Source organism: Telmatospirillum sp. J64-1 (assembly GCF_006980715.1).
In the GTDB taxonomy this organism is placed as follows: Bacteria; Pseudomonadota; Alphaproteobacteria; order Rhodospirillales; family Magnetospirillaceae; genus Oleiliquidispirillum; species Oleiliquidispirillum nitrogeniifigens.
In genome coordinates, this window is the sequence record NZ_SBHN01000018.1 from 1 (window position 1) to 14,426 (window position 14,426).

The 14,426-nt window shown below is 66.0% G+C and carries 18 protein-coding genes; 10 read left to right on the top strand and 8 right to left on the bottom strand.

Annotated elements, in window-relative coordinates; translation table 11 throughout:
- Positions 1–237: 237 nt before the first annotated feature.
- From cyoE to EPD66_RS16400, 4 genes are all read right to left on the bottom strand, one after another.
- Positions 238–1,095, bottom strand: a complete 858-nt coding sequence (gene cyoE / locus EPD66_RS16385; protein ID WP_142849583.1) for a heme o synthase — start codon at positions 1,093–1,095, stop codon at positions 238–240.
- A gap of 117 nt (positions 1,096–1,212) precedes the next feature.
- Positions 1,213–1,719, bottom strand: coding sequence for a quinol oxidase (locus tag EPD66_RS16390; protein ID WP_142849584.1), 507 nt, complete (start codon positions 1,717–1,719; stop codon positions 1,213–1,215).
- Positions 1,712–3,109, bottom strand: a complete 1,398-nt coding sequence (locus EPD66_RS16395) for a cbb3-type cytochrome c oxidase subunit I (RefSeq protein ID WP_142849585.1) — start codon at positions 3,107–3,109, stop codon at positions 1,712–1,714. Before EPD66_RS16395 ends, EPD66_RS16390 begins: the two co-directional genes overlap by 8 nt.
- Positions 3,109–3,540, bottom strand: a complete 432-nt coding sequence (locus tag EPD66_RS16400) for a DUF420 domain-containing protein (RefSeq protein WP_142849586.1) — start codon at positions 3,538–3,540, stop codon at positions 3,109–3,111. The genes EPD66_RS16395 and EPD66_RS16400 overlap by 1 nt, the downstream gene beginning before the upstream one ends.
- Before the next feature lie 364 nt (positions 3,541–3,904).
- Here EPD66_RS16400 and EPD66_RS16405 point away from each other — a divergent pair, with 364 nt between their 5' ends.
- Positions 3,905–4,699, top strand: a complete 795-nt coding sequence (locus EPD66_RS16405) for a DUF2189 domain-containing protein (protein ID WP_142849587.1) — start codon at positions 3,905–3,907, stop codon at positions 4,697–4,699.
- A gap of 67 nt (positions 4,700–4,766) precedes the next feature.
- Here the strand turns inward: EPD66_RS16405 and EPD66_RS16410 are convergent, their stop codons facing one another.
- Positions 4,767–4,991, bottom strand: a complete 225-nt coding sequence (locus EPD66_RS16410; protein ID WP_142849588.1) for a sulfurtransferase TusA family protein — start codon at positions 4,989–4,991, stop codon at positions 4,767–4,769.
- A 164-nt stretch (positions 4,992–5,155) separates the two neighbouring features.
- Between EPD66_RS16410 and EPD66_RS16415 the strand changes: the two genes are divergently transcribed.
- A complete protein-coding gene (locus EPD66_RS16415) occupies positions 5,156–6,262 on the top strand; it encodes a YeeE/YedE family protein (protein ID WP_255448543.1) in 1,107 nt (368 codons plus the stop codon).
- Positions 6,263–6,285: 23 nt separating this feature from the next.
- Here the strand turns inward: EPD66_RS16415 and EPD66_RS24830 are convergent, their stop codons facing one another.
- Positions 6,286–6,579: a cold-shock protein gene (locus EPD66_RS24830; protein ID WP_142849589.1), complete on the bottom strand. Its 294-nt coding sequence runs from the start codon at positions 6,577–6,579 to the stop codon at positions 6,286–6,288.
- A gap of 298 nt (positions 6,580–6,877) precedes the next feature.
- Between EPD66_RS24830 and soxY the strand changes: the two genes are divergently transcribed.
- Together soxY and soxZ are read left to right on the top strand one after the other, a co-directional pair.
- Positions 6,878–7,357 carry a thiosulfate oxidation carrier protein SoxY gene (gene soxY, locus EPD66_RS16425; RefSeq protein ID WP_142849590.1) on the top strand — a complete coding sequence of 160 codons (480 nt, stop codon included), beginning with the start codon at positions 6,878–6,880 and terminating at the stop codon, positions 7,355–7,357.
- 15 nt (positions 7,358–7,372) lie between these two features.
- Positions 7,373–7,699 (top strand): thiosulfate oxidation carrier complex protein SoxZ, encoded by a 327-nt coding sequence (gene soxZ, locus EPD66_RS16430; protein ID WP_142849591.1) that lies wholly within the window; start codon positions 7,373–7,375, stop codon positions 7,697–7,699.
- Between the two features lie 4 nt (positions 7,700–7,703).
- Here the strand turns inward: soxZ and EPD66_RS16435 are convergent, their stop codons facing one another.
- Entirely contained in the window at positions 7,704–8,744 is a 1,041-nt protein-coding gene (locus EPD66_RS16435; RefSeq protein WP_185961462.1) for an LLM class flavin-dependent oxidoreductase, read from the bottom strand.
- 211 nt (positions 8,745–8,955) lie between these two features.
- Here EPD66_RS16435 and EPD66_RS16440 point away from each other — a divergent pair, with 211 nt between their 5' ends.
- From EPD66_RS16440 to EPD66_RS16465, 6 genes are all read left to right on the top strand, one after another.
- Positions 8,956–9,483: a universal stress protein gene (locus EPD66_RS16440; protein ID WP_142849593.1), complete on the top strand. Its 528-nt coding sequence runs from the start codon at positions 8,956–8,958 to the stop codon at positions 9,481–9,483.
- Between the two features lie 11 nt (positions 9,484–9,494).
- The gene (locus tag EPD66_RS16445) at positions 9,495–9,935 is read left to right on the top strand and encodes an acetyltransferase (RefSeq protein WP_142849594.1); all 441 of its coding nucleotides are present in this window, start codon (positions 9,495–9,497) and stop codon (positions 9,933–9,935) included.
- A 135-nt stretch (positions 9,936–10,070) separates the two neighbouring features.
- Positions 10,071–10,379, top strand: coding sequence for a c-type cytochrome (locus EPD66_RS16450; protein WP_185961463.1), 309 nt, complete (start codon positions 10,071–10,073; stop codon positions 10,377–10,379).
- A gap of 11 nt (positions 10,380–10,390) precedes the next feature.
- Positions 10,391–11,677: an NAD(P)/FAD-dependent oxidoreductase gene (locus tag EPD66_RS16455; protein WP_142849596.1), complete on the top strand. Its 1,287-nt coding sequence runs from the start codon at positions 10,391–10,393 to the stop codon at positions 11,675–11,677.
- Positions 11,678–11,807: 130 nt separating this feature from the next.
- Positions 11,808–12,239, top strand: a complete 432-nt coding sequence (locus EPD66_RS16460) for a response regulator (protein WP_185961464.1) — start codon at positions 11,808–11,810, stop codon at positions 12,237–12,239.
- 43 nt (positions 12,240–12,282) lie between these two features.
- Positions 12,283–13,101, top strand: coding sequence for a fumarylacetoacetate hydrolase family protein (locus EPD66_RS16465; RefSeq protein WP_142849597.1), 819 nt, complete (start codon positions 12,283–12,285; stop codon positions 13,099–13,101).
- On the opposite strand, the gene EPD66_RS16470 is transcribed toward EPD66_RS16465, so the two are convergent.
- Entirely contained in the window at positions 13,102–14,283 is a 1,182-nt protein-coding gene (locus EPD66_RS16470) for a Fic family protein (protein ID WP_142849598.1), read from the bottom strand. It lies immediately after the preceding gene.
- Positions 14,284–14,426: the final 143 nt, after the last annotated feature.

Sequence of the window (14,426 nt, forward strand, 5' to 3'; positions counted from 1 at the left end):
TCCCCCGCCAAAACGTAGACCGCCGCCAGAGATCAAGCTCTGGCGGCGGTTTTTTTAAGGGCAAAGCAGCCTCGATTTGCCACCTAAAAGGCCGATCCTCCCCCGCGCAAAGGTCTCCACCCTGAGGAGACCGCAAAGCGGTCGTCTCGAAGGGTGGGGCGGGCCATCCTCCTGAACGGAACCAAAGGGCCTTGCGGCCCTTTGCGGGTGCAGGGCAGCGCCCTGCATACCCTTCCTTTACGCCCAGTTCACATCCGCCAGCACGGCGAAGAACAGCCCCACCAGATAGAGCATCGAGGCGAAGAAGTTCTTGCGCGCCAGGGGCCGCGAGGGGTTGCGGCACAAGCGCCAGTTCAGCCAAAGGAACCATGCCCCCAGCAGGGAGGAACCGGCGCCGTAGATCCAGCCGAGTTCACCCAGCATCCAGGGAAGCAGGGCCGAACCGACCAGCAGCACGCTGTTGATCAGGATGGCGTCGGCGGTGCGCTTCTCGCCCACCAGAACCGGCAGCATGGGGATTCCGGCCTGGGCGTAATCCTCCTTCAGCAGGATCGCCAGGCTCCAGAAATGGCTGGGGGTCCACAGGAACAGGGTGACGGCCAGCAGCAGGGGCAGCAGCCAGATGCTGGGATCCACCGCCGCCGCGCCGGCCAGGACGGCGAAGCTGCCCGCCGCTCCGCCGATGACGATGTTCAGCCAGGTGCGGCGCTTGAGCCAGACCGTGTAGACCACGGCATAGACGAACGCCCCCAGGAACAGGTGCAGGGACACGACCATGTTGAAGGCCCAGCTCGACAGACCCAGGCCGAGGGCCAGCAGCAGGCCGGCGAACCACAGCACCATGACCGGCTTCTGCGCGGCACCCGAGGCCAGCGGGCGGCGGGCGGTGCGCGTCATCAGCCGGTCGATGTCGCGGTCGTAGAAATGGTTGAAGACCGAAGAGGCGGCCGAGCCCAGCAGCATGGCCAGGGCCAGAACCGCCATCTGCACCACGCTCACCTCGTCGGCCACGGCTACATAGCCCATCACCGCCGTCAGCGCGATCATCACGCCGATGCGCAGTTTCATGAGCTCGAGATAGTGCCGGAACGTCATTGGGTGCCTTCCCTGCTTAATCATTGGTTTTATTAGAGCATGGGAATGCCGGGGCAGAATATCCAGCCCTCCTATATGAAATAATACCCCAAAAGATTAGCCACAAAAGATGTGGCGTTATTGTGGGCCGACCACTTCGACCCAGGCACGCATGCGGTTATGCTCGATTCCGCAATATTCGCTGCATTGGATCGCCAGCCGTCCCGGGGCCTGGGGAACCAGCGTCACCACGCCTGCGCTGCCGCCCGGCAGCAGCAGGTCCGCCCCCGCTCCTTCCAGGGCGAAGCCGTGCAGGATATCGGTGCTGGCCACGTGCAATTCGTAGCGCTGCCCCGCCTCCAGCCGCAGGGCCGGATAGAATTGCCAGCGCCGGGCGATCACCGGCACCTCGCCCGGCGGCGGTGCCACCACCGGCAGGCCGTCCTCCACCTCGCCGGTGCCGTGGGCGGCGACGAAATCCTCGACCCTCTGCTCGAACTCCGCCACGTCGATGGCGGCGACCCGGCTCTGCGGCGGCGCTCCGGCCCAGCGCCAGAGCGGCATGGCGGCGAACAGGCCCAGCCCGGCCGCCAGGACGAAGGCCGCCGCCAGTTGATCCCAACGTGTGCGCAGAAGATCAGCCATGACGGGGCCTCGCCAGCAGCCAGCGGAGGGAAATCCACACGAACATGGCACCGCCGATCACCGCCACCAGCCCGCCCAGGCCGGTCACCGCCATCGAAGCGATCTTGCCCAGGCTGTCCAATCCCTGCTCGGCCCCGGCGGTCTTGCGCGGCACGCCGGCGGCGCCGGCGGCGAACATGCCCACCGAGAACATCAGCTGCCCCAGCCCATAGAGCGGGAATTGCAGCCGCACCGCCCGGCTTTCATCGGGCATCCGCGACAGCAGGGGCAGCAGGAAGGCCAGCATCAGCCCCATGAAGGTCAGGTTCACCCCGCCGATCACGGCATGATAGTGGGAGGGGGTGCGGGTATCGCTGACGCCCAGGAAATAACCGAAAACGCCGCCGATGCCGAAGACCAGGATGGACAGGCCCAGCGCCAGCATCGGCACCGAGGTCCAGCGCAGCACGGCGCGCCGCCGCCAGAACAGCGCCACCAGTCCCAGCCCCATGACCACCGGCGACAGCACCAGACCATAGCGCAGCAGCAGGGTGAAGGCTTCCCGGTGTTCCCATCCCATCACCGGGAACAGGGCATAGAAGGCCGGGGCGGGCAGTACGAACAGCACCAGGGCGGCCATGGCGGCGCCGAAGAGGCGGGGCGGCAGCGGCGCCTCGCCCGCCGCCAGCCCGGCCAGCAGATGCCAGCCGGTGAGCATCAGGGCGGTATTGGTGAATTGCAGCACATGGCCGCCGCCCCAGAACAGGCGTTCATTGACGCTGGACACATCCTGGCCCGACGGGATGGCAAGCCAAGCCAGCACGAAACAGGCCATCGCCACCAGCAGGCAGGCCCCCGCCGCCAGCGTTCCGGCCACGACCGGATCCCGCCAACCGCCGGCATTGGCGAACAGGCGCAGTACCGCCAGGGTCACGCCCAGCCCCAGCAGGCCCAGCCCCAGGTAATAGAGGGGATGGACCAGCACCGGCACGTAATTGTTCAGCGAGGGCTCGCCCCATTCCGCCAGTGTCGGCACCAGCAGCAGCCCGCTTCCCAGCACGGCCAGGACCAGCCCCGCCATGCCCAGGCCTGCCGCCCGACTGCCGCCTCCCCGCGCCGTGGCGACGACGCTCAGGGCACCCAGGAAGGCGAGATACCAGACGATGAAGGAGAAGACCACATGGGTCACCAAGGCGGTGCGGAAGAAGGCCGGGCCCCAGGGCAGCAGCCCGCCCAGAACCGGCGTGCGCGATGCCGCCAGCAGCAGGGCCAGCAGGCCCGCCACCGCCAGCGATCCCGCCGCAAGCAAGGCCCAGCCCCGCAGTTCGCGCGCCAGCGGCGGCACGAGGCCGCGGGAGAAGACGCCGAAGAAGGGGGCGGAGGGCTGACCGAGGGGATCGACCGCCCGCATCAGGCGACCGGATAGTAGATGTGATAGAGCATGGCGTAGACCACCAGGCCGGTGACCGAGACGTAGAGCCAGATCGGATAGGTCCAGCGCGCCAGTCCGCGATGGCCCTCGAACCGCCCGCGCAAGGCGCGCGCGGCGGTCATCAGGATCATGGGGAAGACCACGGCGGCCAGGATCACATGGGTGATCAGGATGAAGTAGTAGACCGGCCGGATCATGCCCTCGCCGGTGAAGACGAAGATCGGCGCGGTGAAGTGATACACCACATAGACCGCGAGGAAAGCCGCCGATGCCCCCATCGCCCCCATCATCGCCGCCCGATGGGCAGCCTGCCGGCGCTGGCGGATCAGCACGAAACCCACCAGCAGGAGCAGCAGCGACACCGCGTTCAGCGCGGCCGTGACATGCGGCAGGACAGTCGCCGTGTTCATCTCAGCCCCACCCGTAAAGACCGACTCTCAGAATAATCAAGACATACATGGCCACGGCAATAGCCATGAGGATGACAAGCATGGTCCCTTTGCCGGGCCTCTTTCGTGTCATCATCGATACCCCCTGTTGCAATCGCGCCATCTTATGTGGGGCCTTTGGGCGGGTGCGAAAAGCCCCTTCCGCTCATTTTGCAGCGCAAAAATAAAGCCTAAATTGGTAGAGCCCCTTCACCCTTTCGCACCAGCACCCATATTGTCGGAAAACAAATTCCTTCGATACCCACACTTAATAAATACTTTTTACGGTGAAGTAAGAAGAGCAAGATCAGCGATAATCGGCAATAGACCGACAGGAGGTCCGTCCATGGAGACTACGCGCGCATCGCAGGCCCGCTGGTTCAGCGGAGATTTCGCCACCCCCGCCATCCACAAGGTCACCGCCGACGAGACCGGGCGCTGGCTCGCCGCCGGCTGGCGCGACCTGCGGCGTTCCCCGGCCCTCAGCCTCGGCTACGGCCTGTCTTTCGTGGCCTTTGGCTATCTGCTGCTGGTCGGCCTGGAACAGGTGGGATTGGGCAGCCTGTTCCTGCCCCTTCTCGGCGGCTTCATGCTGGTGGCCCCGGTCCTGGCGGTGGGGCTTTACGAAATCAGCCGCCGCCTCGAACTGGGGGATAGGCCCGATATCCGGACGCTGCTGGCCTTCCGTCGCAACGGCGAGCAGATCGGCATGATGGGCGTGGCCCTGCTGATCCTGACGCTGGTCTGGATCCAACTGGCCTTCCTGCTGTTCGCCCTGTTCTTCTCGGCCTCGCCGCCGCCCATGGAAAGCTTCCTGCTGTCCATTCTGACCTCGACGGGGAACCTGCCCTTCCTGCTGATCGGCACCGCCATCGGCGGCTTCTTCGCCGCCCTGGCCTTCACCATCAGCGTCGTGTCCATTCCCATGCTGCTGGACCGCGACGCCACCGTCGTCACAGCCATCGCCACCAGCATCCAGGCGGTGCTGCAGAACTGGCGGGTGATGATCGGCTGGGCCGCGATGATCGTGCTGATCATCGGCGCGGGCATGGCCACGCTTTTCATCGGCCTCGCCATCGCCCTGCCCCTGGTCGCCCATGCCAGCTGGCACGCCTATCGCGGTCTGGTCGGGCAGGATTGAGCGCAGGGCCTGCCGAACGACCGTAGGAATCCGCCACGCCCGCACAGGCAGGGGTGGCGGAAAACCCTCAGTTTTTCTTGATCAGGAAGGTAAAGACGCCGTCGGCTTCGGACCAGTTCTCCAGTTGGTTGCCGGTCTGCTCGCAAAAAGCCTGGAAGTCCTTCACCGATCCGGGATCGGTGGTCATGACCTGGAGCGTCCCCCCCGCGGGCACGTCCTTCATCGCCTTCTTGGTACGCAGGACCGGCAGCGGGCAGTTCAGCCCCTTTACGTCGAGAACGGTCACGGACATGGACGCTTCTTCTCCTCTACACTCGGGATGGAACGGCGGGATGGCCAGGTGTCTTGTTTGGCCGGCGCAGCCGATGCTAATTTAGCCGCCCGAAATGTAACCCCTTTTGTCGCCGCCGCCAACTTCACCCGGCCTTGGGCGACAAGGCCAGGAGGAAAAGCAGAGTGGACGCCTTTTCGGTGACGACGATCGTAGGCATGGCGGCCTTCCTGGCCGGCATCGTTTTCGGCGCGACCGCGCAGCGAACCAATTTCTGCACCATGGGCGCGCTTTCCGACGCGGTCTTCATGGGCGATTACCGGCGCTTCCGCTCGTGGATGCTGGCCGTCGCCGTCGCCATCGCCGGCAGCCAGGCGATGCATCTGGCCGGGCTGGTCGATCTCGGCCGTTCCATCTATCTCACGCCCAATCTGGGATGGGCCGGGGCGATCCTGGGCGGCCTGCTGTTCGGCTTCGGCATGACCATGGCGGGCGGCTGCGGCAACAAATGCCTCGTCCGCATCGGCGGCGGCAACCTGAAATCCATCATCGTCTTCCTGGTCCTGGGCCTGTTCGCCTACATGACCATGCGCGGCCTGATCGCGCTGGCGCGGGTCGAGCTGGAAGCCGCGACCAATCTGGACCTCGCCGCCGCCGGCCTGTCCACTCAAGGCCTGCCCGACATGCTGACCGCCCTGACCGGCCTTCCGGCCGAGGCCTCCCGCCTGCTGCTGGCCGCCCTGGCGGTGCTGGGGCTGCTGTTCTGGTGCTTCAAGAGCCCCGAATTCCGGGCTTCCCCCCGCGATATCATCGGCGGCGTGATCATCGGCGCCATGGTGCCCACCGCCTGGTGGATCACCGGCGTGCTGGGCAACGACGATTTCGACCCGCAGCCGCTGGCCTCCTTCACCTTCGTCGGCCCCATCGGCGAAGCCATGCAATATCTGATGAGCTTTACCGGCGCGACGATCTCGTTCGGTGTCGCCGCCGTGGGCGGGGTGATCGCCGGTTCCTTCCTGATGGCGCTGGCCACCCGCAGCTTCCGCCTGGAATCCTTCACCAATACCGACGACATGCTGCGCCATCTGTCCGGAGCGGCGATGATGGGGACCGGCGGCGTGCTGGCTTTGGGATGCACCATCGGCCAGGGCCTCAGCGGCCTCTCCACCTTGGCGCTGGGCTCGGTCATCGCCCTTCTGTCCATCCTGGCGGGCGGTTATCTCGGTCTGAAATATCTGGAGGAAGGAAGCCTCGGCGGCGCCTTCCGCGCCGTCTTCACCCGCACAGCCTGATCGGCGGAAAAGGGAACGGCGCGTCACTCGGCGCCGTTCAGCCTGCTGCTTCCCGCCGCCGCCTTCACCGGCCGAGCCGCCGCGTCGCGGCGGCGCTCCCGCCCGGGCTGGTCCAGGGCCGCCAGCCGCACCGCCGTCACGCGCCCGGCCCGGCACAGGGCGGTTTCGAATTCCAGGCGCTGGCCATGATTCACCGCTTTCAGGCCGGACTGCTGAAGCGCACTGGCATGGACGAAGACATCCCGCCCTCCTTCATCGGGCAGAATGAAGCCGTAGCCCTTGACCGGGTTGAACCATTTCAGCCGTCCAGTCGCCATCGCAGCTTTACTCCCTCCTTGTTTGCCAGGCCTTTAGCACCTTGTCCTCGCCTCCGCGGATGGCAAGTGCCGCCGCAAGAGATGCGGCCTTTGCACCGCCGCCGAACAGTTTGAATACTTATTTACCGCTTCGACTATTCGCCCGGCTGAGTCCGCCCCCTTGTGGACAGGGGGGACATGATTCGCTATCACAACTTGCCTCTTCTTGCCCCGGCGGCGTCCGGGACGATGTAAGATCGAGGATGCGAGGGCCGCCTTTGGGCCCCCGCCTCCGGGGAAAGCTGCAAAGGAGAATGCGATGTCCGACACCACCGACCTCAAGGCCCTGAGCCGCCGCCAGGTGATACTGGCCGCGGGCTGCGGGGCGCTGGTCGCCAGCGGCCTGGCCCTGGCTCCGCGCGCGGCCCGGGCGACTCCTGCGGACGCCGATTCCCTGCAAGCCGCGCTGATCGGCGACGCCAAACCCATCGACGGCAAGGTCTCGCTGCGGATGCCCAAGGTTCCCGACAACGGCGCCAGCGTGCCCTTCACCGTCAGCGTGGACAGCCCGATGACCGAGGAGGACCACGTCAAGAGCATCCATATCCTGGCCGAGGGCAACCCTGCGCCGGCCGTGGCCTCGTACCATTTCACCCCGGCGTCGGGCCGGGCCGAGGTTTCGGGGCGCATGCGCCTCGCCCAAAGCCAGAATGTCCGCGCCCTGGCGATGATGAGCGACGGCTCGGTCTATCAGACGGTGCAGAATGTGACCGTCACCATCGGCGGCTGCGGCGGTTAAGGGAGGGGAGGAAGCATGAGCAACGACACCATCAAGACCCGCGTCCCGGCCACCGCCAGGAAGGGCGAGGTCATCGAGATCAAGACCACCATCGGCCACGACATGGAGACGGGCCAGCGCCAGAACGCCAGCGGCCAGACGATCCCGCGCCGCATCATCAACAAATTCGTCTGCACCTATAACGGCAAGGAAGTCTTCGTCACCGACTGGTATCCGGGCATCGCCGCCAATCCCTACATGGCCTTCTTCCTGCGGGCTGAGGAAAGCGGCACCATCGAAATGGCCTGGCACGACGACGACGGCTCGGTCTACACCACCTCGTCCGAAATCACGGTGAGCTGATCCCTCAGGCCGAGGGCGCCACGGTCAGCCGGGGCATCACCTTGTCGGCGATCAGTTCCAGGCTGCGGATCATTTCCTCGCGCTCCAACCCGCCGCCGCCGGGCATGATGCAGACGCGGTCCAGGCCCGAGGCCTGCAAGCCCTCCAGACGCTCGCCGACATGCTCGGGCGTGCCGACGGCGGCTAGGCCCAGGGCTTCGAGCGCCGGCAGGGTCAGCATCCGCTCTAGCAACGGCCCCACCCAGGCCACCGCGCGGTAATGGTCGTAATCCTCGACCTCGCTCAGCAGCAGGGGACGGGAAAGCGCGAAGATCTGGCGGAACAGCCACAACACGCCCCGTCCCGCCCGACGCCGGGCCCGGCGCTGGTCGAGGTCGCAATGCACCGCCAGGGTGAAGGCGCCGCGCCCGCCCGGCCACAGCTTGCGGTACCGGTTGAGGTCGGCGCGGACCATCGGCCAGGGCTTGAACGGCCCGGCCAGGACATTGAGCTTCCACGCCGCCGCCATGTCGAAGCTCTCGGGCGCCCCGGCGGCCAGCCAGGCCTCGTCGGCGAGGTCCGGACGCGGCGCCGGGCGCAGGTCGAAGAACTGGCCCTCGCGTACGAAACCGCCCCGGCGCAGGATGCTGCGCACCTCGCCCAGGCGTTCCGCCAGCAATTTCCGGCTGTCCTCGGGGCGCACGCCGAAGCCTTGCAGCTCGACCGGGGCCAGCCCGCGCCCCGCGCCCCACAACACCCGCCCGTCCGACAGCAGGTCCAGGGTGGACAGACGTTCCGCCACCCGCACCGGCTCGTGGATGGGCAAAGGCACGATCCCGAAGCCCAGGCCGATGCGGCTGGTCTCGCGCGCCAGCGCGGCCAGCAGCATGTCGGGGCAGGAGGCATGGGAATAGTGGTCGAGAAAGTGATGTTCCGCGACCCAAATGGCATCGAAGCCCAGGCAATCGGCGGCGCGGGCCAGGGCCAGTCCGTCCTCGACCATTTCCGCAAGAGACCGCTCATCGCCGGGGGGCGTCGCGAAATCGAGCAGCAGATCGATTTTCATGACAGGCCGTTCCACTCTTAGAATAAGCGCCCGCCGAGGAAGGGCAACGTTACGATATGTTCGACCGGCGCCGCCGACAAGGCACCCTCCTTTGTCTATGACCAATGCACCGCCGATGTTGCAGTGCAATAAAACCGGCGACAGCAAAGCATTGGGCAACATCCTCCGTCTGCGGTTATATTTCCCTTTCCTTGTCATCGCGAGACAGAGCATGAGCCACGACCGCCCGAACCCTTGCGACACCGCCGCCCCTCCTCCTGCCGCCGCACGCGGACGGTCGGGACGGACATGGCTGGTGGTTCTGGACGACACCGAGGAAATGGGCGCCGCCCTGCGCTTCGCCATCCGCCGGGCCGAGCATACCGGCGGGCGCGTGGCCCTGCTTCACGTGGTCGAACATGCCGATCTGGGACCGTTCTTCGGCGTGCGCGACATCATGGAGGCGGAAGCGCGGGAAGAGGCCGAACGCCTGCTGCATCGCTGGGCCGAACATATCAACGGCCATACCGGCGAATTCCCCGCCCTGTATCTGCGCGAAGGCGATCCCCTGGACCAATTGCTGCGCCTGATCGACGAGGAACCGAGCATCAGCGTCCTGGTCCTCGCCGCCGGGACCGAACCGGGCGGGCCGGGGCCCCTCATCACCGCCCTGACCGGCAAGCATTCCAGCCGCCTGCGCATCCCCCTGACCATCCTGCCCGGCTGCCTCAGCAACGAAGAGATCGACGCCCTGACCTGAGGCAGCGGACCGTGACGACGTTCACCCTGCGGGAGTCCTCTCCCGACGATACCGACGAATTGTTCCGCATCTGGCTCGCCGCCGTGCGTGCCACCCATGATTTCGTGGCGGAAGAGGATATCAGCTTCTACGCGCAAATGGTCCGCGCCCATTACCTGCCGAACAACAGGTTCACGCTGGCCGAAAGCGACCGCCGCATCCTGGGTTTCATAGGGCTGAGCGGGCACAAGATCCTTTCCCTCTTCGTCGATCCCGCCTGGCACGGGCGGGGCGTGGGGCGGCGGCTGATCGACGAAGCCCGCCGGCACCATCCCACCCTGCTGGTCGACGTCAACGAACAGAACCACCGGGCGCGCGCCTTCTATGCCCGGCTGGGTTTCGAGCAGATCGGCCGCTCCCCCGTCGACGAGGCGGGCCGCCCCTATCCCCTTCTGCATCTCGTTTCCCGATAATCCCGCTTTGCACTTTGGTATAGCGCAACAAATCACTTGCGCATGCCTTTCGTCGATGCGAATTTAACGCAGCAATTAAGCGTTATTAAGCTATTACACGTGGTTTATGTGTTAAATCACGAAGGAGGCTACCCAATGCTCATCGTCAAGGCTGCCCTGCCCTTGGCGGCCGCGCTGCTCCTGGCTGCCCAGATGCCCGCCGCCGCGCAAGGACCGCAGGATCGTTCCGCCCTTCTTGCCGACACCTGCGCCGGCTGCCACGGCCCCGACGGCAACAGCACCGGCGCCATTCCCGCCATCCGGGGCCAGGATGCCCAGGCGATCGAGCAGGCGCTGCTCGCCTTCAAGAGCGAAGCCCGCGAGGGCAGCGTCATGAACCGCATCGCCAAGGGCTATACGGACGACGAGATCGCCCTGATCGCCCGCTATCTCGGCCGCAAGTGAGGGAGACGGACATGAACGGCATTTCCCGCAGGTCTTTCGGCCGCCTGGTCGGCGCCACCGGCGCCCTCTCCGCATTGGGCCTGGGCATCGGCACGGCCCGCGCCCAGGGCGGCAACGGCGCGCATGTGGTGGTCATCGGTGGCGGCTTCGGCGGCGCCACGGCAGCGCGCTATCTGCGCCGCCGGGACCCGTCCCTGCGCGTCACCCTGATCGAAGCCAACCGCAGCTTCCATACCTGCCCCTTCAGCAACACCGTGCTGGCCGGCATCAACACGCTGGACTTCATCGAACAGGGCTATGACGGCCTGGAAGCCGCCGGCGTCACCGTGCTCCACGACCGCGCCACCGACATTGATCCCGTCAAGCGTAGCGTCACCACCCAGGGCGGCCAGACGCTGACCTATGACCGCCTGATCCTGTCGCCGGGCGTGGACATGAAATGGGGCGCCATCGAAGGCTATGACGAGGCCGCCGCCGAGATCATGCCTCATGCCTGGAAGGCCGGTCCGCAGACCGCCCTGCTGCGCAGCCAGCTCGAAGCCATGGAAGACGGCGGCCTGGTGATCATCGCCCCACCGGCCAATCCCTTCCGCTGCCCGCCCGGCCCCTATGAGCGCGCGGCCCTGATCGCCCATTACCTGAAGACCCACAAGCCCCGCTCGAAGATCCTGATCCTCGATGCCAAGGACAACTTCTCCAAGCAGGGCCTGTTCACCGAGGGCTGGAAGGCGCTCTACGGCGACATGATCGAATGGGTCTCGGCCAGCCAGGGCGGCAAGGTCCTACAGGTCGATACCCAGGCCATGAGCGTCGAGACCGATTTCGACACCCATCAGGCCGCCGTCATCAACATCATCCCGCCGCAGAAGGCAGGCGTCATCGCCGAGGCCGCCGGCGTGACCAACGAAACCGGCTTCTGCCCGGTCGATCCCGTCACCTTCGAATCGACCCTGCAGAAGGGCATCCACGTGATCGGCGACGCCTGCATCGCCGGCACCATGCCCAAGTCCGGCTATTCGGCCAACAGCCAGGGCAAGGCCGTCGCCGCGGCGGTGCTGGCCCTGCTCGGCGATGCCGAACCGGCCGCGCCGTCCTTCATCAACACCTGCTACAGCCTGCTGGGGCCGGAATACGGCGTGTCGGTGGCCGGCGTCTATCATGTCGCCGAGGGCAAGATCGCCGATGTCGAGGGGGCGGGCGGCCTCAGCCCGGCCAATGCCCCGGCTTCGCTGCGCAAGCAGGAGGCCGAATATACCTACGGCTGGTACGACAGCATCACCCGCGACATCTGGGGCTGATTCCTTCGCCTGCCTTACCTCAAGGGCTCCGCCGATGGCGGAGCCCTTTTTCTTTGCCGCTCCGGGAACCTTCACTATAGTGAAAGCAGGCGCGGAACTTCCGCCGCGCCGTCCTGAGGCGAGTGATCCCATGCCCCAGCCCGCGCACGAGGTCATCGACATCCTGCTGGTCGAGGATAATCCGGGCGATGCCCGCCTCGCCGAAGAGGCTCTGAAGGAAGGGCAGCTTGCCACCCGCCTGCATGTGGCGCAGGACGGTGTCGAAGCCATGGCCTTCCTGCAGGACAGCGCCTCTCCCCGTCCCCATCTGATCCTCCTCGACCTCAACCTGCCCCGCAAGGACGGCCGCCAGGTCCTGGCCGAGTTGAAGGAAGACCCGCATCTGCGCCGCATTCCCGTGGTGGTGCTGACCACCTCGCAGGCCGAACAGGACATCCTGCGCAGCTACGACCTGCACGCCAATTGCTTCATCACCAAGCCCGTGGACCTGGATCAATTCATCACCGTGATCCGGGCCATCGAGGATTTCTGGTGCAAGATCGTGATCCTGCCGCCGCGCTGACCGCGCGCCGCCTTCTTCTTTCCAGACTACAGGAGCTGCTTGCATGAAACTGGTGCGTTTCGGACCCAAGGGCGCGGAAAAGCCCGGCCTGATCGATTCCCAAGGGAAGCTGCGCGACCTGTCCGCCCGCTGCGGGGATATCCGCGCCGACGGCCTTGATGCCCTGCGCGGCCTGGACGAAGCGTCACTGCCGCTGGTCGAGGGCAATCCCCGCCTCGGCCTGCCCCTCTCGGGCATCGGCAACCTGCTCTGCATCGGCCTGAACTACCGCGACCATGCCGCCGAAGCCGGACTCGCCCTGCCGTCCGAACCGGTGGTCTTCAGCAAGCACAGTTCCGCCCTGGCCGGTCCCTATGACGACCTCACCCTGCCGCCCGGCTCGAAGAAAAGCGACTGGGAAGTGGAACTGGCCGTCGTCATCGGCCGTGCCGCCTGGCAGGTTCCGGAAGCGGACGCGCTGTCCCATGTCGCCGGCTATATGCTGGCCAACGACCTGTCCGAGCGCGATTTCCAGATCGAACGCGGCGGCCAGTGGATCAAGGGCAAATCCGCCCCGGGCTTCTGCCCGCTGGGCCCCTGGCTGGTGACGGCGGACGAAATCCCCGATCCCCAGGCCCTGCGCCTGTGGCTGTCGGTCAACGGCACGAAAAGACAGGACGGCTCGACCGCCGACATGGTCTTCAGCGTCGCCACCATCGTCAGCTATCTCAGCCGCTTCATGGAATTGCAGCCCGGCGACGTCATCTGCACCGGCACCCCCGCCGGGGTCGGCCTGGGATGCGGCATCTTCCTGAAGGAAGGCGACGAAATGGTCCTGGGCGCCGACGGCCTGGGCGAGCAGCGGATCAGGGTGAAGGGCTGATTACCCTTCCCCCTGGGCCGGGCTCCCGAAGGGACGGTTGAAGACGGCCAGAACCTCGGGCGCCGAGAACAGGCGGTTGCGGTGATATCCCGTCCGCTCGACCAGGATACCTGCCGCCACCAGGGCTTCGATCCCGCCATTGGCCGCCTGATAGCTGACATCCAGCAAGGCGGCCAGGCGGTTGACCGACAGGACCGGATACTCGCCCAGCAGGTCGAGGGCCCGGTCCGCCGCCGATTTTCTGCGGAAACGCCCTCGTTTCCGCCACAGCTCGGGCAGCCGCGACAAGGCTGCCCGGCTTTCCTGCACCTCCTCCACCGAAGCCGTGATCGCATCGGCCAGAAAGCCGATCAGGGGCGCCCAGTCGAGGCGCTGCTGGGCCAGTTTCAGGCCCTCCAGATAGCGTCCCTTGTGCGCCTCGATATAGGGCGACAGGTAAAGCGGCACATGGCCGTCCGCCGCCATCATCAAAGGCAGCAGCAGGCGCCCCACCCGGCCATTTCCGTCGCGGAAAGGATGCACCGCCTCGAAATGGGCATGGGCCAGGGCCATGCGCGTGATCAGGCTCTGATATTGCTGCATGCCCTCGCAACGCAGGTAATCCACCTGATCTTCCATGCAGGCCTCGACATCTTCGGGCGGCGGCGGGTTGAAGACCGAACGGCTGATATCCCCACTGCCGCCGATCCAGACCACTCGGTCGCGGAATCTCCCCGGCTCGTCCTCGTAATCCGGATCGTCGGCCATCACCGCCCGATGAAGCTGGCGGATCAGATCCAGGCTGAAGGCCCCATGGGCCTGGGGTCTCACCACCTCCAGCGCTTCTTCCAGCGCCAGGGCGTAGCTGCGCACCTGCCGCGCCTCCGCCGTCCCTGCTTCGTTCCCTTCCTCCACCATCAGCAATTCGTCCAAGGTGCTGTGGGTGCCTTCGATCGACGAAGAGGAGACGGCTTCCCGGCGGGTCAGGATGCGGCTGATCATGAAGGGATCGCGCAAATCCCTGGCAAGGGCATCGGCCCGTGCAATAGCCGCGATGGCGGCTTCATGTCGGCCCGCTACCGGCAGGACGGAAACACTTTCCTCCGGCGGCGGCAAGGGCACCACGCCGTAATGCGCCGCGAAAGGCGGCGGCAGGCGTTTCAGCCGAGCCTGAACCCGGCCCACCAAATCGGGACGGTGCATCGCGTAACCTTGAACAAGAGGCAGCCCTGGCCATCCTTGTTAAAGGTTATGCGCATAACCTTCAACAAGACTCCGCGCCTCCCCTCCATATTCAAGTTTAGCCCGGTTCAGGACGTTCCGCCGGGGCTGCGAATCCGGACATA

Excerpts from the sequence above, each read along its gene's own strand:
- EPD66_RS16410 (WP_142849588.1), bottom strand. The coding sequence starts at position 4,991 with ATGTCCGTGACCGTTCTCGACGTAAAGGGGCTGAACTGCCCGCTGCCG.
- EPD66_RS24830 (WP_142849589.1), bottom strand. The coding sequence starts at position 6,579 with ATGGCGACTGGACGGCTGAAATGGTTCAACCCGGTCAAGGGCTACGGC.
- EPD66_RS16450 (WP_185961463.1), top strand. The coding sequence starts at position 10,071 with ATGCTCATCGTCAAGGCTGCCCTGCCCTTGGCGGCCGCGCTGCTCCTG.
- cyoE (WP_142849583.1), bottom strand. The coding sequence starts at position 1,095 with ATGACGTTCCGGCACTATCTCGAGCTCATGAAACTGCGCATCGGCGTG.
- soxZ (WP_142849591.1), top strand. The coding sequence starts at position 7,373 with ATGAGCAACGACACCATCAAGACCCGCGTCCCGGCCACCGCCAGGAAG.
- EPD66_RS16440 (WP_142849593.1), top strand. The coding sequence starts at position 8,956 with ATGAGCCACGACCGCCCGAACCCTTGCGACACCGCCGCCCCTCCTCCT.
- EPD66_RS16405 (WP_142849587.1), top strand. The coding sequence starts at position 3,905 with ATGGAGACTACGCGCGCATCGCAGGCCCGCTGGTTCAGCGGAGATTTC.
- soxY (WP_142849590.1), top strand. The coding sequence starts at position 6,878 with ATGTCCGACACCACCGACCTCAAGGCCCTGAGCCGCCGCCAGGTGATA.
- EPD66_RS16395 (WP_142849585.1), bottom strand. The coding sequence starts at position 3,109 with ATGCGGGCGGTCGATCCCCTCGGTCAGCCCTCCGCCCCCTTCTTCGGC.
- EPD66_RS16435 (WP_185961462.1), bottom strand. The coding sequence starts at position 8,744 with ATGAAAATCGATCTGCTGCTCGATTTCGCGACGCCCCCCGGCGATGAG.
- EPD66_RS16470 (WP_142849598.1), bottom strand. The coding sequence starts at position 14,283 with ATGCACCGTCCCGATTTGGTGGGCCGGGTTCAGGCTCGGCTGAAACGC.
- EPD66_RS16390 (WP_142849584.1), bottom strand. The coding sequence starts at position 1,719 with ATGGCTGATCTTCTGCGCACACGTTGGGATCAACTGGCGGCGGCCTTC.
- EPD66_RS16460 (WP_185961464.1), top strand. The coding sequence starts at position 11,808 with ATGCCCCAGCCCGCGCACGAGGTCATCGACATCCTGCTGGTCGAGGAT.
- EPD66_RS16465 (WP_142849597.1), top strand. The coding sequence starts at position 12,283 with ATGAAACTGGTGCGTTTCGGACCCAAGGGCGCGGAAAAGCCCGGCCTG.
- EPD66_RS16400 (WP_142849586.1), bottom strand. The coding sequence starts at position 3,540 with ATGAACACGGCGACTGTCCTGCCGCATGTCACGGCCGCGCTGAACGCG.
- EPD66_RS16455 (WP_142849596.1), top strand. The coding sequence starts at position 10,391 with ATGAACGGCATTTCCCGCAGGTCTTTCGGCCGCCTGGTCGGCGCCACC.